The 21,116-nt window shown below is 41.1% G+C and carries 26 protein-coding genes; 17 read left to right on the top strand and 9 right to left on the bottom strand.

Translation table 11 applies throughout. From position 1 onward, the window contains the following. The first annotated feature begins 113 nt into the window (after window positions 1–113). From ABJN95_RS12945 to ABJN95_RS12935, 3 genes are all read left to right on the top strand, one after another. Complete coding sequence (locus ABJN95_RS12945) at window positions 114–1,091, top strand: DUF6340 family protein (RefSeq protein ID WP_348370830.1); 978 nt, start codon at window positions 114–116, stop codon at window positions 1,089–1,091. Between the two features lie 68 nt (window positions 1,092–1,159). After that, window positions 1,160–1,825, top strand: coding sequence for a uracil-DNA glycosylase (locus ABJN95_RS12940; RefSeq protein ID WP_348370829.1), 666 nt, complete (start codon window positions 1,160–1,162; stop codon window positions 1,823–1,825). A 161-nt stretch (window positions 1,826–1,986) separates the two neighbouring features. Beyond that, window positions 1,987–2,418, top strand: coding sequence for a response regulator (locus ABJN95_RS12935; protein ID WP_348370828.1), 432 nt, complete (start codon window positions 1,987–1,989; stop codon window positions 2,416–2,418). Window positions 2,419–2,425: 7 nt separating this feature from the next. On the opposite strand, the gene ABJN95_RS12930 is transcribed toward ABJN95_RS12935, so the two are convergent. From ABJN95_RS12930 to ABJN95_RS12905, 6 genes are all read right to left on the bottom strand, one after another. Further along, complete coding sequence (locus ABJN95_RS12930) at window positions 2,426–3,274, bottom strand: substrate-binding domain-containing protein (RefSeq protein WP_348370827.1); 849 nt, start codon at window positions 3,272–3,274, stop codon at window positions 2,426–2,428. Window positions 3,275–3,318: 44 nt separating this feature from the next. Next, window positions 3,319–4,191 (bottom strand): nucleoside phosphorylase, encoded by an 873-nt coding sequence (locus ABJN95_RS12925; protein ID WP_348370826.1) that lies wholly within the window; start codon window positions 4,189–4,191, stop codon window positions 3,319–3,321. 1 nt (window position 4,192) lies between these two features. Further along, window positions 4,193–5,125 (bottom strand): DUF1835 domain-containing protein, encoded by a 933-nt coding sequence (locus ABJN95_RS12920; RefSeq protein WP_348370825.1) that lies wholly within the window; start codon window positions 5,123–5,125, stop codon window positions 4,193–4,195. 131 nt (window positions 5,126–5,256) lie between these two features. After that, window positions 5,257–5,583 carry a translation initiation factor gene (locus tag ABJN95_RS12915; protein WP_348370824.1) on the bottom strand — a complete coding sequence of 109 codons (327 nt, stop codon included), beginning with the start codon at window positions 5,581–5,583 and terminating at the stop codon, window positions 5,257–5,259. A gap of 3 nt (window positions 5,584–5,586) precedes the next feature. Further along, entirely contained in the window at window positions 5,587–6,834 is a 1,248-nt protein-coding gene (locus ABJN95_RS12910; RefSeq protein WP_348370823.1) for a hypothetical protein, read from the bottom strand. Between the two features lie 99 nt (window positions 6,835–6,933). Further along, complete coding sequence (locus ABJN95_RS12905) at window positions 6,934–7,884, bottom strand: 2-oxoglutarate and iron-dependent oxygenase domain-containing protein (protein ID WP_348370822.1); 951 nt, start codon at window positions 7,882–7,884, stop codon at window positions 6,934–6,936. A gap of 220 nt (window positions 7,885–8,104) precedes the next feature. Here ABJN95_RS12905 and ABJN95_RS12900 point away from each other — a divergent pair, with 220 nt between their 5' ends. The 12 genes from ABJN95_RS12900 (at window position 8,105) to ABJN95_RS12845 (ending at window position 18,045) form a co-directional block, all read left to right on the top strand. Next, complete coding sequence (locus ABJN95_RS12900) at window positions 8,105–10,081, top strand: dehydrogenase E1 component subunit alpha/beta (RefSeq protein WP_348370821.1); 1,977 nt, start codon at window positions 8,105–8,107, stop codon at window positions 10,079–10,081. 182 nt (window positions 10,082–10,263) lie between these two features. Continuing rightward, complete coding sequence (locus tag ABJN95_RS12895) at window positions 10,264–10,737, top strand: lipocalin family protein (protein WP_348370820.1); 474 nt, start codon at window positions 10,264–10,266, stop codon at window positions 10,735–10,737. Between the two features lie 4 nt (window positions 10,738–10,741). Then, complete coding sequence (locus ABJN95_RS12890; RefSeq protein ID WP_348371736.1) at window positions 10,742–11,431, top strand: OmpA family protein; 690 nt, start codon at window positions 10,742–10,744, stop codon at window positions 11,429–11,431. Between the two features lie 84 nt (window positions 11,432–11,515). Continuing rightward, window positions 11,516–12,643 (top strand): NAD(P)/FAD-dependent oxidoreductase, encoded by a 1,128-nt coding sequence (locus tag ABJN95_RS12885; RefSeq protein WP_348370819.1) that lies wholly within the window; start codon window positions 11,516–11,518, stop codon window positions 12,641–12,643. Beyond that, entirely contained in the window at window positions 12,637–13,356 is a 720-nt protein-coding gene (locus ABJN95_RS12880; protein WP_348370818.1) for a methyltransferase domain-containing protein, read from the top strand. The genes ABJN95_RS12885 and ABJN95_RS12880 overlap by 7 nt, the downstream gene beginning before the upstream one ends. Window positions 13,357–13,359: 3 nt before the next feature. Continuing rightward, entirely contained in the window at window positions 13,360–14,415 is a 1,056-nt protein-coding gene (locus ABJN95_RS12875) for a type III polyketide synthase (RefSeq protein ID WP_348370817.1), read from the top strand. A 47-nt stretch (window positions 14,416–14,462) separates the two neighbouring features. Further along, window positions 14,463–15,296: an SDR family oxidoreductase gene (locus tag ABJN95_RS12870; RefSeq protein ID WP_348370816.1), complete on the top strand. Its 834-nt coding sequence runs from the start codon at window positions 14,463–14,465 to the stop codon at window positions 15,294–15,296. A 2-nt stretch (window positions 15,297–15,298) separates the two neighbouring features. Then, window positions 15,299–15,751 carry a hydroxymyristoyl-ACP dehydratase gene (locus ABJN95_RS12865; protein WP_348370815.1) on the top strand — a complete coding sequence of 151 codons (453 nt, stop codon included), beginning with the start codon at window positions 15,299–15,301 and terminating at the stop codon, window positions 15,749–15,751. After that, window positions 15,744–17,018 carry a beta-ketoacyl-[acyl-carrier-protein] synthase family protein gene (locus tag ABJN95_RS12860; protein ID WP_348370814.1) on the top strand — a complete coding sequence of 425 codons (1,275 nt, stop codon included), beginning with the start codon at window positions 15,744–15,746 and terminating at the stop codon, window positions 17,016–17,018. The genes ABJN95_RS12865 and ABJN95_RS12860 overlap by 8 nt, the downstream gene beginning before the upstream one ends. Window positions 17,019–17,088: 70 nt before the next feature. Then, window positions 17,089–17,343: a phosphopantetheine-binding protein gene (locus ABJN95_RS12855; protein WP_348370813.1), complete on the top strand. Its 255-nt coding sequence runs from the start codon at window positions 17,089–17,091 to the stop codon at window positions 17,341–17,343. A gap of 11 nt (window positions 17,344–17,354) precedes the next feature. Beyond that, window positions 17,355–17,588 carry a hypothetical protein gene (locus ABJN95_RS12850; protein ID WP_348370812.1) on the top strand — a complete coding sequence of 78 codons (234 nt, stop codon included), beginning with the start codon at window positions 17,355–17,357 and terminating at the stop codon, window positions 17,586–17,588. A gap of 25 nt (window positions 17,589–17,613) precedes the next feature. Then, window positions 17,614–18,045, top strand: a complete 432-nt coding sequence (locus ABJN95_RS12845; protein WP_348370811.1) for a hypothetical protein — start codon at window positions 17,614–17,616, stop codon at window positions 18,043–18,045. Window positions 18,046–18,153: 108 nt separating this feature from the next. On the opposite strand, the gene ABJN95_RS12840 is transcribed toward ABJN95_RS12845, so the two are convergent. Together ABJN95_RS12840 and ABJN95_RS12835 are read right to left on the bottom strand one after the other, a co-directional pair. Then, window positions 18,154–19,092 (bottom strand): TerC family protein, encoded by a 939-nt coding sequence (locus ABJN95_RS12840; protein WP_348370810.1) that lies wholly within the window; start codon window positions 19,090–19,092, stop codon window positions 18,154–18,156. 98 nt (window positions 19,093–19,190) lie between these two features. Continuing rightward, complete coding sequence (locus ABJN95_RS12835; RefSeq protein WP_348370809.1) at window positions 19,191–19,700, bottom strand: YceI family protein; 510 nt, start codon at window positions 19,698–19,700, stop codon at window positions 19,191–19,193. Window positions 19,701–19,896: 196 nt separating this feature from the next. On the opposite strand from ABJN95_RS12835, the gene ABJN95_RS12830 reads away from it, so the two are divergent. After that, window positions 19,897–20,187, top strand: a complete 291-nt coding sequence (locus ABJN95_RS12830) for a hypothetical protein (protein ID WP_348370808.1) — start codon at window positions 19,897–19,899, stop codon at window positions 20,185–20,187. 182 nt (window positions 20,188–20,369) lie between these two features. Then, the gene (locus ABJN95_RS12825) at window positions 20,370–20,762 is read left to right on the top strand and encodes a hypothetical protein (protein ID WP_348370807.1); all 393 of its coding nucleotides are present in this window, start codon (window positions 20,370–20,372) and stop codon (window positions 20,760–20,762) included. A gap of 34 nt (window positions 20,763–20,796) precedes the next feature. On the opposite strand, the gene ABJN95_RS12820 is transcribed toward ABJN95_RS12825, so the two are convergent. Next, window positions 20,797–21,099 (bottom strand): HPF/RaiA family ribosome-associated protein, encoded by a 303-nt coding sequence (locus ABJN95_RS12820; protein ID WP_348370806.1) that lies wholly within the window; start codon window positions 21,097–21,099, stop codon window positions 20,797–20,799. Window positions 21,100–21,116: the final 17 nt, after the last annotated feature.

Genomic DNA, 21,116 nt, shown 5'->3' with positions numbered 1-21,116 from the left:
TCGCTTCGCGCTATTTGACGTATATGAGACATTTTTTTAGCATCTTCTCTTTTTGCTTAGTTCTATTGGTATTTGCGAGTTGTACGTCAACTAGACAGCTGACTATCAGTACAATGGAGCCCTCACCGGTCGATTTACCACATCAAATCAGGAAAATAGGCATCGTAAATAGCAGTAAATCTTCATTTGTAAAGAGTTACGACACCCGATTAGAACAACTTATTGCCCTAGAGGAACGTTGGCTTGCTGAAAAGGGAACGGAAGCTGCCTTAACCGGACTTTTTGACGAGTTGGCACAAGATGAGCGATTTGATACCGTACGAATTTTAGACCATCTCCAAGATCAACCAACAGATTTTGGTACGCGACCAAGCCATGAAACCTGGAAAAAAATTGCCGCTATCTGTAGCGAAAATGGCGTGGATGCTATATTTTCCTTGGCTTCACATGAAACGGAAACACATTTTTCGCTAAAGAAGACCAAGTTAGATCAAATGGATATGATGCGCGACCGAACACGAGTTTCGGCCCAAGAGATAACCTTGGAAACACTTATTGAAAATGGGTGGCGAATTTACGATCCGCAGCAAAGAATATTGGTTGATGAGTTTACTTCAAACGAACAAATCGTTGCATCGGCCAAGGGAGTTAGTTCTGTCGATGCGCTTCAGGCGATTGACCAACGTAGAGAAACCCTAATTGCGCAGAGCAAGAGCTCTGGTAGTTCGTATGCACAAAGAATGCAACCTCGAAAATTGGAGATTCAAAGAGATTACTATGTGGTGGGTACCAAAAATTTCGAATTGGCCCATGGCAAAATTCAGGAGGGTGAATTTCAAGAGGCTGTTGCGCTCTTGGAGGAGGAGATCGCGCACCCCAAACCGCGTATAAGTAGCCGTGCCTGTTACAACCTTGCTGTTTTGAGTGAATACAACGGCAATTTGAGCGCAGCGATGAATTGGGCTACTAAATCGTATGATCTTTACGAGGAAGATGTTACCCTTGACTACATCACCACCTTGGAGCAACGGCAAGCACAATCGGATGTTTTGAAAGCACAGTTGGCTTACATTGGCTTCGAGGATTTTTAAGCGTAAAAATTTAGTGGAAGTTTCATTTATCATCTACTTTTGTAGTTACTTCAAAAGGCGAACTTCTGATGGATGTTAACATACATGAGAGCTGGAAACACCAGCTAAAACAAGAATTTCAGCAAACGTATTTTAAGAACCTTATTGCTTTCGTAAAAGAAGCGTATGTCAAAAGTACCTGCTACCCTAAAGGCAAAGACATATTTGCAGCCTTCGACCATTGTCCGTTTGAGGCTACGCAAGTGGTCATCATCGGCCAAGACCCCTATCATGGTCCTGAGCAAGCCAATGGACTATGTTTTTCGGTGAAAGACGGTATGCCACACCCGCCATCGCTGATGAATATTTTTAAAGAAATCGAAAGCGATTTGGCCCTGCCATATCCCCAAAGTGGCAATCTTGAACGATGGGCAAAGCAGGGGGTCTTGCTACTGAATGCTACGCTGACAGTTCGGGCGCACCATGCCGGTAGTCATCAAAAACAGGGCTGGGAAAAGTTTACAGATTCGGTTATTCGAAAATTGTCAGATGAAAGAGAAAACCTCATTTTTCTGCTATGGGGTGGTTTTGCCAAAAAGAAGGCTTCCCTTATTGACCTTAACAAACATCGCATCTTCACTTCTGGCCATCCTTCTCCCTTAAGTGCCAATAGGGGCTACTGGTTTGGAAACAAGCACTTCAGCCAAGCCAATGCGGTTTTAGATGCTTTGGGCAAAAAGACAATTAACTGGTAACCCAGCAGTAGTACTCAACATTTATTTTCTATGCTACGGCTTTACTACACTACAAAGTTATATTCAACATGAAGTAAGTCAAAGCTGTGATAATTGTTATTTGGGTTTAAAAATGGAACGAAAATTACTACTTTCGATGTAGCCAAACCATTATTGCAATTATGAGCCTTAGTTTGAATTCCATTCTTCTTGTTGATGACGACGAAATCAGCCATCTTTTCAACAAAATCTTTATAGGAAAACTGAACCTTAATGTAGATTTAGACTTTGCCCTTAACGGGAAGGAGGCGCTCCATTTGCTGGCTCCCGCTAATGGTTCTTCTACAATTCTTCTCCCTTGCCTAGTGCTCCTTGATGTAAATATGCCTGTAATGGGGGGCTGGGAATTTCTAAAGGCTTACGTGGAAGAGGTGCATCCTGATACACGTAAGAAAGTTACTATTGTTATGCTTACGACAAGTGCCGATGAGGCCGACATGATCAAGGTGATGAACAATCCTCACGTTAAAGAATACGTTAAAAAGCCCTTATCTGAAGAAGCCATACGGCAATTGATCGGGAAATACTTTCCAAATACCAAAATAGACAATTAATGCAATGTTATTTTACAACAATGTCCTCGTAGGGTATGAGCGCCTCAATGCGCTTGAGTTCTTTTAAGGTTTTACAAACGGTAGCAATATCTTGTTCTTTTATTTGTTTTTGACTCCATTGCGTAAGCGAAAGCCACTCTTGAATGTCGGTTAGTTGTTGGTTATAGCGATTCGCTAAGGTTTTATCGATGCTTGGAATTTGCTTAAATTCAGCAGTGTACACATTTATCACTTCTACGATATGTGCCAAGATCAAAGGGTTTTCCGCGATAAACTTGTCTGTGGCTGCAATCACGAAGCAAGGCCAAGGTGTTGGACAGTCGCCTAATCTTCTAAAGACCCCTTCATCAACTAGAGGTTTGGTGGTGAAATGTTCCCATAGAAAATAGTCTGCGTCGCCCTGAGTCAACGCATGTACCGCCCCATGGAGGTTATTCACGATCTCAAATTGCAAATCAGCAATGCTCCAACCTTCATTTTGCGCATTTACATAGGCCATAAGATGACTTCCACTACCAAAGCGACTGATAGCTGCTTTTGTGCCAGAAAGTTCTGAAATCGCTTTAAAATTGCTCTCAGCGCCAACATGTATGCCCCACAGTAGGGGAGTGGCGATAAACTCCTGAACAATCTTCGCAGGATTTCCCTCGCTAATGCTTTTTACCAAACCTTCGGTCAATATAATGGCGAGATCGGTTTCCTTATACTGAAGCATTTGGCACATTCTCCCTGTTCCTTCAGGGATATCAGTCCAACTTAGTGCTATGCCCCTTTCTGCAAAGGCGCCTTCCGCTATGGCCATATGCCAAGGCAGGTTGAAGTGTTCGGGTACGCCAATGATATTAACTTTTTTCATGTGAATTCGTAAATGACAAAGCTACAATTTGTATGTTTCTTAATTTACTGACTGGTCAATTTTTGCAGGGTATATGTAATGAGCTCATCCACTGCTTTTTTTGGGTTTTTAGAAAATGCTCCGGTTTCGCGATTGGCCAAAATACAGTTCATGGAAACGGCGCGATGCCCCAAAAGTTTTGAAAGCCCATAAATAGCTGACGTTTCCATCTCCAGGTTGGTTATTTTCAAAGAATCATAGGCAAAAGAAGTTATTTTGCTTTTTAATGATTCATCAGCGAGATCGAGACGTAATTTGCGTCCTTGAGGCCCGTAAAAACCGATGTTTGTTGCCGTTAGTCCAAATCGTATACGATTTGAAGCCAACTGGTTCGCGAGACGATCGTCGCATTTGACCACATAGGGGAGGGCTTTATCAGTAGACCAATCGGTATGCTTTACAAAGGCATCTGAAATTGGCTTATGTTGCACATGATCACTTTGATAAGTATGCAGAACGCCATCGAAACCCATCGCAAATTCACTGATCAAGAAGGAATCGATTTCAATAGCTGATTGCACCGCTCCAGAGGTTCCAATGCGAACAATGTCAAGTGAAGTTTTATCTGCTTTTACAACCCGATTCTCAAAATCAACATTTACGAGCGCGTCTAATTCGTTTAAAACGATGTCGACATTGTCGGTACCGATTCCTGTTGATATAACACTAAGACGTTTGCCATTCAACGTACCGGTATGGGTAATAAACTCTCGCTTTCCTTTTTTGAGTTCAATGGTATCAAAACATTGTGATACATCTGAGACGCGATCTGGGTCTCCAACCGTAATAACGGTTCTAGCGAGGTCAGCTGGCACTAAATTAAGGTGGTAAATGCTGCCATCAGCATTTAGAATAAGCTCCGATGGCCCTAATTGCATTCTATAATTTTAGAATTCGGTCGGTATGGGTGTTGTATAAGAAGTTATATTTTAAAGCACCGCCCAAGTACACTTCGTTATCTTGAATGTTAGCATAGTAACTGGTTTTCGCCGATAGCACTTCTTTTCCTTTTCGAGTAAGTTTAACTGGATTAAAGGAGGTGAATAGGGGTTTAAGTCTAGTAATAGCTCTTTCGTATTGACTATCGCCGAAACCTAAGGTGCCTTGATTGCGTAAAACAGTACCTAAAAGCTCCTTTTTAGATTTTAACTTTTTATCCTCGCTCAGCTGAAGAATGTTGTTTTCCATGGCATTCAATCCATTTTTTATGGAAGGAAAACGATGCAAATGCGATGTTATGGCTTCTGAAAGATAGTCAAACTGGTAATTTTTGAAATCACTTAGATTTTCAAGACGCATGGGGTTGTCACTGCAGTACAATTGCCAGACATAATCGGCATATTCGATATCATCTTGGCTAAGCACTACCTTATTCTTATACAGTTTTAATAACTGCTCATCGCTTAGCTCATTCAGTGCGTATAACTTATCTGAATCGTCTTCGTTGCCACTACAAACCAGCGATATCTCCGCATATTTGCGATTTGCTTTTAGCCAACTGATGACAGCTAACATATTTATCTGGCAAAACAAATCATATTCGAACCAAAGTATAATTTGATCTTGTTGCTTATGATTGCAGAGCGATCGGTATTCTTTGAGGGTTTTTTCAATAAAGGAAGATTTGGTGACCTTGTAATTCTTGTTTAAGAATTCAAAACGGGCTTTCCAGAATGATTCACTACCAACATTGGTAAGTGTTTGACCTTCACAGAGCATTTCGCGCCATGTAATAACGTCGCCTTTAAGCTTTAGGGAGTCAAGTCTTTGGGTGAAACTATCTCCATTTGTAATATGCAAAAGGGAACTCATAGAGTCAGTAGTTTTGGTTGTAGTGTTAAAAGTAACATTTATACGAAATAAACAAAATAAAATTAACACAAAATCAAGTTTACCATCAATAAAAAACAGAACTGCGAGAAACAAGGCGCTTGGTTAAGAACTCATCCACCGACGCGTTTTACACGAAAACCCTTGGCTTTAAGCATATCCATTATGGTATCCCTATAATCACCTTGAATAATAATAGCGCCATTTTTGTAACTTCCACCGACGCTCAGTTTGGTTTTAATTTCCTTTGCAAGCTTCTTAAAATCTTCATCTGCACCAGTATACCCCTCTAAAATAGTGATGGGTTTGCCTTTGCGCTTTTCATACTTGCATAGTATAGGTGCTTCCTGCAACCAGATATCGCTTTTTTCAACCGCCTGCTCTTCTGTTTCAGGAACATGATCGGGGAAAAGATTTTTAAGTTGGTTTTTTAAGTCCATAAACTAAAAGATTGTATACCCCAATATTAACGAAAACCCTTTATAATCTGAAATATAAGAAATAAACTCACTGGCAGAAAAAACTTCCCTACTGCCCAAATAGCGACCCTCTATACTAAATTTATTATTGTAATTGAGGCCAATGCCGCCAACAAAACTGGTGTTGAATCCGAGCTGCGCTGTAGTTGAAAAACCATTTGAATAGGTTATCTCTGAATTGAAGGGTATATCTAATAGGGCTGAAGCATTTAGGAATAATTTGAATTTGTCACTTACAAACATGTAATGCCTTATGCCTATGGGGAGTTCGAGAGATTTGTAATTGATATTTGCCACAATTTGAACAATAGATGATTGCACCGTGATTTCGGCCTCATCTGTGTAAGAATTAAAAGTAGGTTCTGCTATAATTGCCCATTTATTTTTATTAAAAGGAAGTACTGCTTCTAATTCAACTCCAGCACGCCAACTCAGTTTTTGATCAAAATTTACGTTTCTAAAAGCGGAAAAGCTATTGTCGACATCCAAAGAAGTCAATTTAAAACCTGGTCGTAAACTTACATTCACTTTAAAGTTGGTTTTAACTTTTTCATCCGCCACGTAGTTGGGGTCAATGCATACATTGTAGGCATTAAACAGCTTGGTAATGGGATCAAATTTGTAAGCCAATTTAGCAATGACTGCTTTGTTTAAGCCTTCGCAATTGAAACTATTCCATAATTGTTGCCTGAATTCGTTGTTTTCACCAATTAGATGATCACTTCTACTGCTCGGCCTGTTATTGTCGGGTTCTTTCAAATACCTTTTGAATCGCAATTGGATAATTTCGCCATTGCCTATACTAAAGAAAAACCTTCTTAGATCACCCTGTTCATAATAGTATAAATTGGAAGGGCCTTCAACAAGAACTTTTAAAAACAATTTCTCTTTTTGAAAAGAAATCACCCGACTACCTTCCAATTCAGCAGTTTTATTGGAAGAACGATTTATGGCAACGGATCTACCTAAATATTTAAACCCACTTTCAGTAGCAAATTCGGTTATATTACGCAATAATCCCGTTTGAATTTCTCCCTCAGGAGTCATTCGATAGTCAAATTTGATCGGATTGTTCTTCCAGTCACTATTCTTAATAAAACAGTTCGTTTTTTGGCCTTCATTTGTTATGAAATACCCGGGTTCAAATTTGATTTGGGCTTGCGTAAAAATCGAGATGAGGCCCGTAAAAATAAAGAAGAGCGTGCTTTTCAAGTATGTTCATTTAAATGATTACATCTTCAAACGAACTAATGCTTGGTTAATTGCATCTATACTGGTTTGAATTTTTTCAGTGCGGTATTTTAAGGAATGCTAAGACTTTATTAACCCCAATTCAATCAAACGTTCGTGCAAGAACTCCCCGGCACTAGTATCCTCGAACCCCTTTGGATGTTCTGCATCAATACAGTTTTCCAAACAGTTCAATGACATCTCACTTATCGGATGCATAAAGAACGGAATAGAGTAGCGCGAAGTGCCCCAAAGTTCCTTTGGAGGATTAATAACTCGGTGTATGGTAGATTTCAATTTATTGTTGGTGAGCCGTGAAAGCATATCGCCAACATTGATCATTACTTGGTCGGGTCTGGCAATGGCATCTACCCATTCGCCTTTGTGGTTCATTACTTGTAATCCGCGCCCGTGAGCCCCCATTAACAGGGTTATGAGATTGATATCACCATGAGCAGCGGCACGAACAGCGTTTTTGGGTTCAGATGTGATAGGTGGGTAGTGTATAGGTCGCAAAATGGAATTGCCATTCTTGATGTAATCATCAAAATAGGTTTCTTCCAAATCGAGGTGTATGGCCAAGGCACGCAGCACATATTTTGCTGTCTTCTCAAGCATTTTATAGGTTTCCTTGCCAATGGAATTAAATTGAGGCAGCTCTTTAACCGTTACATTATCTGGGTATTCGGCTGCTAAGCGAGGATTTTCTTTAACGTATTGGCCAAAATGCCAGAATTCTTTTAAATCTCCTTCTTTTCTGCCTTTCGCGTGTTCCTTGCCGAAAGAAGTATAGCCACGCTGCCCTCCAATGCCTTCAATTTCGTAACTGTCTTTAACATCTTGAGGTAAACTGAAGAATTGCTTTATCTCCGAATACAAATCGTCTACCAAGGCTTCCGATAGAAAATGCCCGCTCAGGGCCACAAAACCTATTTCTTCAAAGGCTTTTCCGATTTCCTTGATAAACTTTTCTTTTCTTTCGGAATCTCCTGAGGTAAAATCCCTTAAATCAACACTTGGTACAAGACTCATACAAACTTTCCATTTGGTTTAAGAACAGATTCCAACTTTTTTAGTTGCGGCTAAAATCAATGATTTTGCCAACCATTTTTTAATCAATTTAATTCGTAGAATCGCGTTCTATTTCAAAGTTAAGAAATAATGCTGCTGCTTCTCCAATCTTTTGGCCCGTATTGTATTCTTTATTGTTAAATTTATCTCGTTTTTGAATAAAACTGCTTTAAAATATAACATGAAGTACCAAAACGCCAAAATAACCCGCACAACTCAAATCAGTCTTTACGAGCGTATGCTAAAGCCCCGAATGATTGAGGAGAAGATGTTGATCTTGTTACGTCAGGGAAAGATTTCAAAATGGTTTAGCGGTATCGGACAAGAGGCAATCTCAGTAGGAGTTACCAGTGCTATGCAAAATGAAGAGTACATCTTGCCTATGCATCGAAATCTAGGTGTTTTTACAACAAGAAATATTCCTTTACATCGCCTTTTTGCCCAATGGCAAGGCAAATCAAGTGGTTTTACCAATGGGCGTGACCGTAGCTTTCATTTTGGCACCCAAGAGTTCAATATTGTCGGAATGATTTCGCATTTAGGTCCGCAGTTAGGCGTAGCCGATGGTATTGCCTTGGCTGATCTGTTAAAAAACAACAATCGGGTCACTGCTGTATTTACGGGAGAAGGTGGAACCAGCGAGGGTGACTTTCACGAAGCGCTTAACGTAGCCGCCGTTTGGAATCTTCCGGTTTTATTTTGTATCGAGAATAATGGATACGGCTTGTCAACCCCTACTTCCGAGCAGTATAAATGCGAACACCTTGCCGATAAGGGAAAGGGGTACGGTATAGAATCTCATATCATAGACGGAAATAACATACTGGAAGTCTATACAACGGTCGACAAGATTTGCAAAAGGATGCGTAAGAAACCCGCACCAGTGCTTTTGGAGTTTAAAACCTTTCGTATGCGGGGTCACGAAGAGGCTAGTGGTACCAAATATGTGCCCCAAAAACTCATGGATGCCTGGGGAGCCAAAGACCCCTTAGAGAATTACGCTGAATTTCTAAGAAAAGAAAATATTCTGTCTGAGGAAGAGGAGGTTAAAATAAAGAAGAAAATTGTTCACGAAATCGACGAGAATTTAAAGTTAGCTTTTGATGAAGGTGAAGTTGATTCTAATATAACTAAAGAATTAGATGATGTTTACAAACCATTTGATTATGAAGAATTTAAACCAGGAAGTGTCGTAGAAAATATTCGTTTGGTAGATGCCGTTTCCAATGGCCTACGCCAATCGATGGAAAAACATGATAACCTTGTTATTATGGGGCAAGATATTGCTGATTACGGCGGCGTTTTTAAGGTTACAGATGGTTTTGTAGCGGCTTTTGGTAAAGCACGTGTTCGCAATACCCCCATTTGTGAATCGGCTATCGTTTCGGCTGCGATGGGCCTATCAATCAATGGTATGAAGGCGGTTATGGAAATGCAATTTGCAGATTTCGCAAGTTCTGGCTTTAATCCGATCGTAAACTACCTTGCTAAATCACACTATCGATGGGGTGAAAAAGCAGATGTGGTTATTCGCATGCCTTGTGGAGGAGGTGTAAGTGCCGGACCTTTCCATTCGCAAACAAATGAAGCTTGGTTTACGAAAACCCCTGGCTTAAAAGTAGTCTATCCTGCCTTTCCAAAAGATGCCAAAGGCTTATTGAATACCGCCATTAACGACCCCAATCCCGTGCTGTTTTTTGAACATAAAGGTTTATATAGAAGCAGTTACCAAAATGTGCCGTCTGACTATTATACCATTCCCTTGGGTAAGGCAAGTCTTTTAAAAGAAGGCAATGATATCACCATAGTTTCTTACGGGGCTGGCGTACACTGGGCTTTAGAAACCTTAGAAAACCATCTTGAAGTACAGGCTGATTTGATCGATTTGCGCAGCTTGTCACCCTTAGATATCGATGCCGTATATACCTCTGTAAGGAAGACAGGAAAACTCATTATTCTACAAGAAGATAGTTTGTTTGGTGGTGTTGCAAGCGATATTTCTGCCTTGGTTATGGAGAATTGTTTCGAATCTTTGGATGCGCCTGTAAAACGGGTCGCAAGTATGGAAACCCCGATACCTTTCGCTAAAAGTTTGGAAAATAACTACTTACCCAAAGAGCGATTTGGTGCGGCACTTCTTGATTTACTCGCGTACTAAACAGGTTTTTAATTGTCATAGTAAGGCAATCGGCTTGAAGAGATCACTTTAAACTCCCTTAACAAAAAGTTTACTAGTGTAGCACATCCTTTATGCCAATACTTCCGTATATAGAAAACCAATTCGGGTATTCCCCCGAAACTTTTTAATCTCGATTATCGAGTATAACCTAAATCTAGTATATGAGAAAATCAATTTTAGCTTTGGCGGCGCTTGCAATGTTCGCTACGGCATGTTCTGTCTCCAAAGCGGCGCGAGGACAACGTAATTTATTGAGTGGTTCCTGGACACTTGATAACATTCGTTACGAAAACAACACAGGAAATTTTCAGTCGACCCTTTTTAATGATGCAAAAGATATCTGCTTTGAAGGCAGTGGATGGTTTTTTAGAGACAACAATAGTACAGGTCGCTACACCATCAATGCGTCTACGCTCTGTAACGGAGGAGATCGATTTATTCGATGGTCTGTTGTAGATGGTAGTCCAAATCAACTGCAGTTCAAGTTTATTGACGAAAAGTTGAAAGACATTGGGGGTGGCAGAGGATATAGATTGAACATAGCTTCATTAACCGCGCAAGCAATGACCTTAAAGTCAAATGTTTCGGTAGATGGAGAGACTGTTACCGTAGTTTATGAATTCACAAAAAGATAGAATGATGCGCAAATTAAACTTAAAAAGTATTTCACTGTTCATGGCGTTTACCCTATTAATAGGTTGTAACGCATATAAAAATGCAAACAAAACTCAAAAAGGTGCCGGAATCGGCGCTGCTGGTGGAGCCGTTATCGGTGGTGTTATCGGAAATAATGTTGGTAAAGGCAATACGGCCTTGGGTGCTATCTTAGGTGCTGTAATTGGAGGTGCTGCAGGTGGGTATATCGGTAATCGTATGGATCGTCAAGCAGAGCGTATAGAAGAGGAAATTCCAGGAGCTGAGGTGACTCGTGTTGGCGAAGGCATCAACGTAACCTTTAATGAAGATGCTGGTGTTTATTTTGACACCAATAAGTCAAATGTAAAAGGTACATCGGCAACTACACTTGATAAATTAGCAGCAATTTTTGAAGAATACCCGAACTCTGACATCTTGGTCGAAGGCCATACCGATAGTGCCGGACCTGATGATTACAACATGCAATTGTCTGAACAACGTGCCTTGTCTGTTACCAAATATCTGATCGCCAAAGGCCTATCGGCGAAGCGATTCACCACCAAATGGTATGGCGAGAACCAGCCCAAAGGTGATAATGCTACCAAAGAGGGCAAAGCTACTAATAGACGTGTAGAATTGGCTATCGTGGCAAGCGCTGAGTTGAAAGAGGAGGCCAAAAGAAGTACAAACTAATTCACGAAATGTGATATGTTTTGAAAAAATCCCGACCCAATGGTTGGGATTTCTTTTTTATCCCTAAATACTTATCTTTCGTTAGTGTACGACTATGACGTTATAATTATTGGTGGTGGCCTTGCTGGTTTGACCGCTGCTATCCATCTGTCCCAAGAAAAACATGAAGTTTTAGTATTGGAGAAGAATCCTTATCCACATCATAAGGTTTGCGGTGAGTATGTGTCTAACGAAATCATTCCGTATTTAAATAAGCTGGGAGTACCCTTAAAGAATTCGCGTGCTGTACAGATCGACAAACTTCAGCTGAGTACCGTTTCTGGTAAAGCTACTCATGCAAAATTACCTTTAGGAGGTATAGGCATAAGTCGTTATCGCTTTGATGCACTGCTGTATGAAAAGGCGCTTGAAAATGGAGTGCAGTTCGCGTTTGAATCAGCAACAGCTATTGCCTATGCTGATGATTCTTTTCTGGTCACTACAGCCAACAATACCACCTTCAGTTCAAGAATAGCCATTGGTGCATATGGAAAACGAAGCACTATTGACAAACAGTTGAATCGAGATTTTATACAGCGAAAATCTGCCTGGTTGGGGGTAAAGGCACATTACCAATGGGATGCCTTTCCAGAAAACCAAGTGGCCTTGCATAATTTTAAAGGGGGGTATGCTGGTTTGTCAAAAACCGAGACAGGCGCAGTTAATTTTTGCTATCTCGCTTCTTATAAAAGCTTCCAAGAAGAAAAGAGCGTTGCTGGTTTCAACGCAAAGGTAGTGGCGAAAAATCCGTTTCTAAATGACTTCTTAGCAAAGGCTACCCCAATTTTCAACCAACCCATCACTATCGCACAGCTATCCTTCGCAGCGAAGCAATCTGTGGAAAACCACATTATTATGTGCGGAGATACCGCAGGCTTAATACACCCCTTGTGTGGAAATGGTATGGCTATGGCAATTCATTCCGCAAAGATCGCTTCGGAATACATTCATAACTATTTGACCGAAGAAAGATACAGCAGAACACAACTCGAAAGCGACTATACAACAGCCTGGAGCACTTCCTTCAAAAGCCGCCTTTGGATGGGGAGGCAATTACAAGCCCTTTTATTAAGCGAGAACTTATCCAAACTCGCTTTGAAAATGGTGACCACTTCGCCGGGCCTGCTTCGAAAATTAATACGAAATACCCACGGAAAACCCATAGCATGCTAATAGATTTATCAGAAAGAAGCAATCAGCCTGAATTGATGGATGACTTTCGCGAGGGACTCCAAAGACTGCGTATTGTTTTTGACGATATCAATCGTGTAAATACCATTTTAGGGGGTAATGCCATTACGGTGAATGCCGTCGCCAAACTCATTGCCGAAAATCCGCAACCAGGGTATACCATAGTTGATATGGGCTGTGGTGATGGTAATATGTTGCGAGAAGTAGCGCATTTGTGCAGAAAGCAGCATATCGAAGTGCGCCTTATTGGCATTGATTTGAATGCTGATGCCCTGCAATTGGCGGAAGAGGCTTCCCATGGCTATCCTGAAATTGAATACCAACATCGAGATATTCTGGCACTACAACAAAGTGATTTGAACTGCGATATCATTATAAATACGTTGACCATGCATCATTTCGTTAACAAAGACTTGTTGCACTTTCTTGAGAAATTCAATGAACTGGCACGAATTGGGGTTATTATCAATGACCTGCACAGAAGCCGTTGGGCATATTATCTTTTTAAACTCTTTAGCCTTATTTTTATAAAAACGGAAACCGCTAAAATCGACGGATTGATTTCTATTAGTAAAGGTTTCATAAAATCCGATTTAATTCGCTATTCCAAAAGCCTACCAAACAGCAGACATGACATCCAATGGAAATGGGCTTTTCGCTATGTATGGATTATGGAACCCAATCGACTTACCTAAAATATGAACGAAACACGAATAGTTACCGTTGCCAAAGAATTGCCAGAATACTGTCGTAGCACCCAAGAAATACTCCCTTTTGTTGAGCTTTGGCTGGCTGATGAAGACGAACGCTTTCGCCGCAAAGTGATCAAAATATTTGAAGGTGCCGCTGTCGACAAGCGTTACGGCATTATGAATATCGAAGAGGTTTTTACAGCCACTTCCTTTGAAGAAAAGAATAGCATTTACGTTCGTGAGGTTAAGAAATTGGGGAAAGCTGTTTTGCAAAAAGCTTTGGCACAAAGCGGATGGCAGGCTGATTCGCTCGACTATATCATTACCGTTAGTTGTACGGGTATTATGATACCTTCCCTTGACGCCTATCTCATTAATGATTTGGGCCTTAAACAAGATATTGTTAGGCTACCTGTAACCGAAATGGGCTGTGCGGCCGGCGTATCAGGATTGATTTATGCCCAGAATTTTCTAAAATCAAATCCGAATAAACGAATTGCGTTGATTGCGGTTGAGAGTCCGACCGCTACTTTTCAGCTCAATGACCATTCTATGGCGAACATGGTAAGTGCTGCTATTTTTGGTGATGGCGCCGCCTGTGTTTTATTATCTTCGGAGGCTGACGCACCAGGCCCTAAAATAGTTAGAGAGGAGATGTATCACTTTAAGGACGCCACTCATATGATGGGCTTTGACTTGACCAACCACGGATTAAAGATGATACTTGATCCTGCTGTACCTGAAACCATAGCCATGCATTTTCCTGAGATTGTGCATCCTTTTTTAGAGCGGAGTGGTAGCTCAATAGGGCAGGTGCAGCATTTGATATTTCACCCGGGAGGGCGTAAAATTGTACAGACGGTAGAAGAACTATTTGGCAAATTAGGAAAGAATATAGACGACACGCGCGAAGTATTACGAGCTTACGGAAACATGAGTAGTGCTACCGTACTATACGTGTTGGAGCGTTTTCTTCAAAAAGACATTCAAGAAGGAGAGCAAGGTTTAATATTGAGCTTCGGTCCGGGTTTCTCGGCACAGCGCGTTTTGTTGGAGTGGTAAGATTTTCTTCTCCTCCCTGGGTCATATGAAGGGCTTAAAAGAGTGATATGAAAAATGGTTTAAAAGATAATGCTTCTTTCGCTGGAGGAGGTGACAAAGGGGAAGAGGTTCTCTGGGCTTTGATTTTGGGAGGCAGTAGCGGACTTGGTTTGGCTACCGCTAAGAAATTAGCGTCGCACCGATTCAATCTGTTGATTGTGCATCGCGATAGAAGGGCTGATTTAGATGAAATTGAGAAGCATTTTAAGGAGATTACTACAACTGGGGTACAGCTGAAAACCTTCAATGCCGACGCGACAAATAACGAGAAGCGAAATGCATTGATTCAAGAAATACAATCGCTTTTAGGAGATTCCAATAAAATAAAGGTATTGATTCATAGTATTGCTAAGGGAAGTTTAAAGCCCATGCAGTCTGCAGCTAATGTCGAACTAAGCCATCAAGATTTCCAGATTACGCTAGATGCCATGGCCCTGAGTTTGTATGATTGGACCAAAGCCTTGGTTGCAGCACAACTCTTTGCTGCCGATGCGCGAATCGTTTCCTTTACTAGCGAAGGCAATACAAAAGCATGGAACAATTACGGCGCTGTTTCTGTTGCAAAGGCCGCTTTAGAATCGCTAACCCGTAACATGGCATTAGAATTTGCTCCTTTGGGCATTAAGGCCAATTGCATTCAGGCAGGGCTAACCGATACCAAGTCATTTCAAATGATTCCAGGGAATCAAGCGCTAAAAGAAAATGCCTTAAGGCGTAATCCATTCAACCGTCTAACCAGGCCTGAAGACGTAGCGAATGTGGCTTATTTGCTTACCACCAAAGAGGCGCAATGGATAAACGGTACGGTCATTAAAGTAGATGGAGGTGAAAGCCTGCAATAGTTATGAAGTACGAAGAAATCATACAGAAACTCCCCTATACAAAACCCTTCCTTTTTGTAGATGACATAATAGATGTCGATGAAGATGGTATAAAAGGTACTTATGTATTTGATGCCGAGGCCGATTTCTACAAGGGGCACTTTAAGCACAATCCCGTTACACCCGGAGTTATCCTTACAGAATGTTGTGCACAAATTGGGGTTGTTGCTCTTGGTATTTATTTGTTGAGTGAAGATGAAATTACCTTAGGAGATCATATCCAAATTGGGTTAAGCAGTTCTGAAATGGAATTCTATGAGCCCGTTTTTCCGAATGAAAAAGTGGTGGTCACCGCTGAAAAAATTTACTTTAGATTCCATAAGCTAAAGTGCAAGGTTAAAATGCATAACTCGGCAGGTGTATTGGTATGCAAGGGCACGATTTCAGGCATGCTCAAATCAAACAAAAATGGGTGAGCGCGTTGTAATTACTGGGCTGGGCGTTTGTGCCCCTAACGGCGTTGGCTTACAAGAATTTACCAAGGCCTTGCAAGATGGAATAAGTGGAATACGGTTTCATAAAACCTTGGAAGACCTAAAATTCGGTTGTCAAGTCGCTGGCGAACCCCAACTTACCGATGATTTGATCAGTCAATATTTTACCCCTTTACAGCTTCGTGGATTAAACGCTAGCGGTATTCTGTATGGGGTCATAGCCGGAACGGATGCTTGGAATGATGCGCGACTCCCCATTGCCGAAAAAGATACTCCCGACTGGGATAGCGGTATTATTTTCGGAACAGGGATTCTTGGTGTTGACAAATTTCGTGAGTCGATTCATTTGGTAGATTCGCAAAATGTGAGGCGTTTGGGAAGCACGACAGTATTGCAGACTATGGCAAGTGGCATCAGTGCTTATCTCGGAGGTATTTTCGGATGTGGTAATCAGGTGACCACGAACTCCTCGGCCTGTACCACAGGAACCGAAGGCATACTTATGGCCTATGACCGCATTGCTTCGGGCAAAGCGCAGCGTGTACTAACCGGAAGCTGCAGTGATAGTGGTCCGTATGTCTGGGGCGGGTTCGATGCGATGCGCATCTTACCACGTCAGTACAACGCCAACCCGACAGAGGCAAGTCGCCCCATGAGCGCTACTGCTGCCGGTTTCGTACCAGGTAGTGGTGCAGGGGCCTTGGTTTTAGAGTCGCTGGAAAGTGCTTTGAAACGCGGCGCAAAAATCTATGCAGAAGTTCTAGGAGGTGCAGTTAATAGTGGCGGACAGCGCGGTGAAGGCAGCATGACCGCGGCAAACAGTGTGGCGGTACAACGTTGCATTCGTGAAGCCCTCGTACATGCCAGAATTCAAAACTCAGATGTGGATAGTATCAACGGACATCTGACTGCTACCGCCAAAGACCCTACTGAGATTGAGAATTGGGCCAAGGCGCTTGATCGCAAAGGTAAAGACTTCCCCTATGTCAATTCTTTCAAAGGTCTTTTTGGGCATTGTTTGGCGGCTTCTGGCAGCATTGAATCGGTAGGTGTGGTACTGCAGTTTAGCAAGGAGCAGCTATTTGGAAATGCCAATTGCCAAGAGATACATCCGGAGATTGCGAAGCTCGTAGATACATCAAGAATCCCTAGAGAAACGCAAGCACATTCCCCAAAAATTATAGCAAAGGCAAGTTTTGGCTTTGGAGATGTAAATGCTTGTGTTATTTTTAAGTCTTATTCCGACTGAATGTCAGAAGTAACAAATTTTAAATTCCAAATTCGTTTTCTGGAATGTCGTTGCCTTAAATCAAAACTAAATGCCCAAAGAAGAACGCTATAGTAAATTAAAAGAAATCATAAAGATCTATCTTCCAGAAGATGTTTCGGTAGAAGATATCACTGAAGAGAGTCATTTTACCAAGGAACTAAATATCAATTCGGCGAATCTGGTTGACATCGTTTTAGATGTAGAAGACGCTTTTGATATACGACTTGAAAATGAAGATATGGATGAAATGCAAACGGTAAAAGACGCCCTGCAGATAATAGCATTAAAGCTGGCGGATACCTAAAAGCGCCACAGATGCCAAATCGAAAAAAGCTAAAAAGAGAATGGTTTGTCAAAGGCACCTTGGGCGCACTGCTCTTCGGTTTCGGACTGTGCTGTATGATCGAAAGTGGCTTTTTAAAGCATACAGGGGCGCCATGGTATGAATGGGTCTTAGCGGGCACCATATCGCTTTGTATCACTATGGCTGGCTTGGTATACTTGATAAAAGCAGGTATATCGGGACATGAATTGAAAAAGAAAAATTAAAGTTTACCAAATAACAAGCTAACAAATGAACGATTTTATAGCGTGGGCGAAGTCCAAATTGAATGTAGATAAACGCCTAATAGCGATGTATTGTATTGTCTATTTTTCTTGGGGAATGTTAATGGATTGGTTTGGTGCCCAAGTTGAGATTGCCAGATTTACCTATTGGTGGCAGGTGATTACTTGCTATATTTTATACATGGTGCCCATTTCGCTCTTACTGCGAAAACTTCCCTTTCACATGCAATATGCCTACGGACTTATAGCCATGTGTCTTTTAGAATTTGGAGGGTATGCACTAGAATCCTCCTATGCTTACCCGAATAATTTACTAGACCAATTGTTCAATGAACGCAACTTTGCTTTAGGAATGGCCTTGTTCTTTGCTTTGTATTTTCCAATTGGCAATTGGGGTGTACAGAAAATTTATGATGCCCTATTTGCGAATAAGGCGTAGTACTTAATGGATTAAAACGTCAAGTACAAAAGCTTCTTTCTTAAACCGGCGCTTCAAAAATTATGGTATGGTTTGAACGGGCGTAGTCATCTTGGCGCCACGCTCGGCTTATTCTTTCTCCGGAATTGCCAACGAAGCAACAACGCCACCCACTAGGGCCACTAAAATAACGGTCAGCGAAACCCATTCAGCTAAATGAAGGTAATGTGATAAAAGCATTTTTAAACCCACGAAGGCTAAGATCACGACCAGGCTGTAATTAATAAAACGGAATTTCTCTAACATTCTTGAAATTAAGAAATACATAGAGCGCAAGCCCATAATCGCCAAAATATTCGAACTAAAAACAAGAAAAGGATCTGCCGTTATGGCCAGTATTGCAGGAATACTATCTAAGGCGAAAAGAATATCGGTTAGCTCTATCACGATGAGCGCTACAAAGAGGGGGGTAGCGGCCTTTATTCCCATACGTCTTACAAAGAAGTCTTCGCCTTGAATGCTTCCGGTGATGGGGTATATTTTCTTGATCTGCCGAAAGACAAACGACTTTTTAGGATTGAATTCTTCTTCCTCACCCTGAAGCATTTTAAAAGCAGTATAGAGTAGAAATACTCCGAAAACGTAAATAATCCATTCGAAACGCGTAATCAAGGCAACGCCAAAGAAAATCATGATGGCTCGAAAAATAATAGCTCCAAGAATGCCCCAAAACAAAACACGATGCTGGTAAATCGGTGGAACTTTAAAAGAGCTGAAAATAACAGCGATTACAAAGACATTGTCAACGCTCAACGATAACTCTATAAGATAACCCGTGATGTATTTAAGAACTGCCGTGTTGGCTGTTAGTCCCGTAGGATTGTCGACCAATCCATTAGCAAACAACCAATAGATTACACCACTAAAACTAAGTGCTACAGTTACCCAAATGGCTGTCCATATGCTTGCCTCTTTGGTTTTGATGACATGGTTTTCTTTATTGAACACCCCAAGGTCTAGGGCTAGGAAGACCAAAATACAAGTAATAAAAATTATCCAAATCCACATAGGTGCGATTTTAAGAGCACAAATGTAGCAATCATTTTATCTTTGGGTAAGTGCGGAAAGAAAAAATATGAACAGCCTGTGATTTTGGTATTGAAAGGCTACTTCAATTGAAATTCAAGTTTGACCAAAACCTTGTTTTTCGCCCGGTCTTTTTTGATAAAAATTCCATAGTCTGAGCTGTAAAGTGTCGTTTTACCAACAAGTTGTTTGTCATTTCTTTCGAAGCGAAATGTAATGTTTTTGGTGACATCTCTAATCGTTAATTTACCGTCTACCTTAATACTATTGCCCTCTTGTTGCACCGAAGTACTTTCGAAAGTGATGGTGGGGTAACTGTCAGCATCAAAGTATTTACTACGTCTTAACGACCAATTTCTAATCGAGTTACCGGTGCTAATGGTTTCAACCTTAACAGAACCTTTGAGCTTGGAGTTTTCGATCTGGTCGAAGTCTATGCTTGAGTCCGAATGAAAGCCCGCTAGGGTCCCATCTACATTGTTATTCTCAAAGACAAAACTTACCTTGGCCGACGAGATCTGCAGCTTGCTTTGCGCCGTGGCGTATAGCACTGAAAAAAGGAGCAAGAGAACCGTGATTTGATATTTCATACATAAGGGTGTTCAATATTCTTGCCAAAGATAAACGTTTTTTAACATCGTTCAACTGAGGTATTAGGCCGTTGTCGTGTTGGGTTTGCCAAGTTTTAGGCCTTCTTCCAATGATTTTTATACCTTGTAGTCAGAACTACGATATCCTTTGAAGATGAAGAAAACAATACTTGTATTCCTGTGCAGCTGTTTTTGCATGATAACCACAATGGCTGTCAATGCCCAGGTGTCGCACAAAAAAAATGAAGCGCCCAAAGCTACAGAAGAAGAAGACGGACCCGTTATGTTCAAGTTTGAACCTAATTTTCTCCACCACAATGAAAAACGCAAGGCAGAAATTGCGCATACACGTAGCATCATAGACACGCTTGATATTCCAGAACGCAAACGACTTAAGTTACTACGCGATCTTTATAAGAATGGAGTTTCAAAACGCTTGCAAAAGGCACTTTTGGTCAAAAACACTTATGAGGATATCGAAGAGTAGTACCAATTGACCATCTAAAGTTAAAGATTACTGCCGCCAACATCTGTAATTTCTCCCTGCTATGATTGCGCAACTATCGATTAATGGTTTATAAAAATCGATGGCGGAATCAGATTTGAACAATTTATGGTGGTACCGGGCTTTTTTCGTAATTTTAAAGGAGACACACTATTTGAATTGATATGAAAATTTCACGTATTCTGACCTTAGGTCTGTGTGCTTTTCTTATGGGAACTGCATCCATATTGGCACAACAAACCGTTTCTAAACCCGCTACAGTTAAAAAGATAGCTACGCTTAAAATAGACAAAAGTAATGTCAAGGTACAACGCCATACCGTCATGTCTCGATTTGACAGTGAAATTGCTAGTTCAGAAGAAGAGCGCCTAAAGAAAAGACAACAGCGTATCGCGGAGACCGAACGAAAGCTAAGTATTTTAGATACACTTGATATTTCGGAACGCAAAAGAAAGATGCTACTTCGTGATTTAAAGTACAATCCATTTTCAAATCGTCTGAATAAAGCGACCTACGTCGGTACGGAGTTTGAAGATACTTCAGATAATCAAGACTAAGCGAATTAAGCTCGTCGAACTTCCATTTTTAAAATCAATACGTTTTCATTTTTGCCTTGCGTCGATCGAGTTGCCGTTCTAGCTCCATGACCGACTCTGCAATAGAAGCCTCAAAGGTTGCACTACTTGATTCTGCAAAAAGCCTGGGGCCAGGGGTGCTAAGCCGAATGCCGCAAATTTTTCCCGTATCGGGTTGGCTTGTATTTTCCTTTTTTAGAAAAACATCGGCCCGAACCACGAAATCAAATTTGTTCAAGAGCTTGTCAAGTTTATCAGCTGCCAAAATCTCTAGCCGATTGCTTGCTTTTACCGCGTGGTATTCAAAGTTGATATTCATAGTTTAAGATTTTTCTT

The organism is Maribacter sp. (genome assembly GCF_039974175.1).
Classification (GTDB): domain Bacteria; phylum Bacteroidota; class Bacteroidia; order Flavobacteriales; family Flavobacteriaceae; genus Maribacter_C.
The sequence above is the reverse complement of the archived record's forward strand: the minus strand, read 5'-3'. Positions and strand labels throughout refer to the sequence as shown.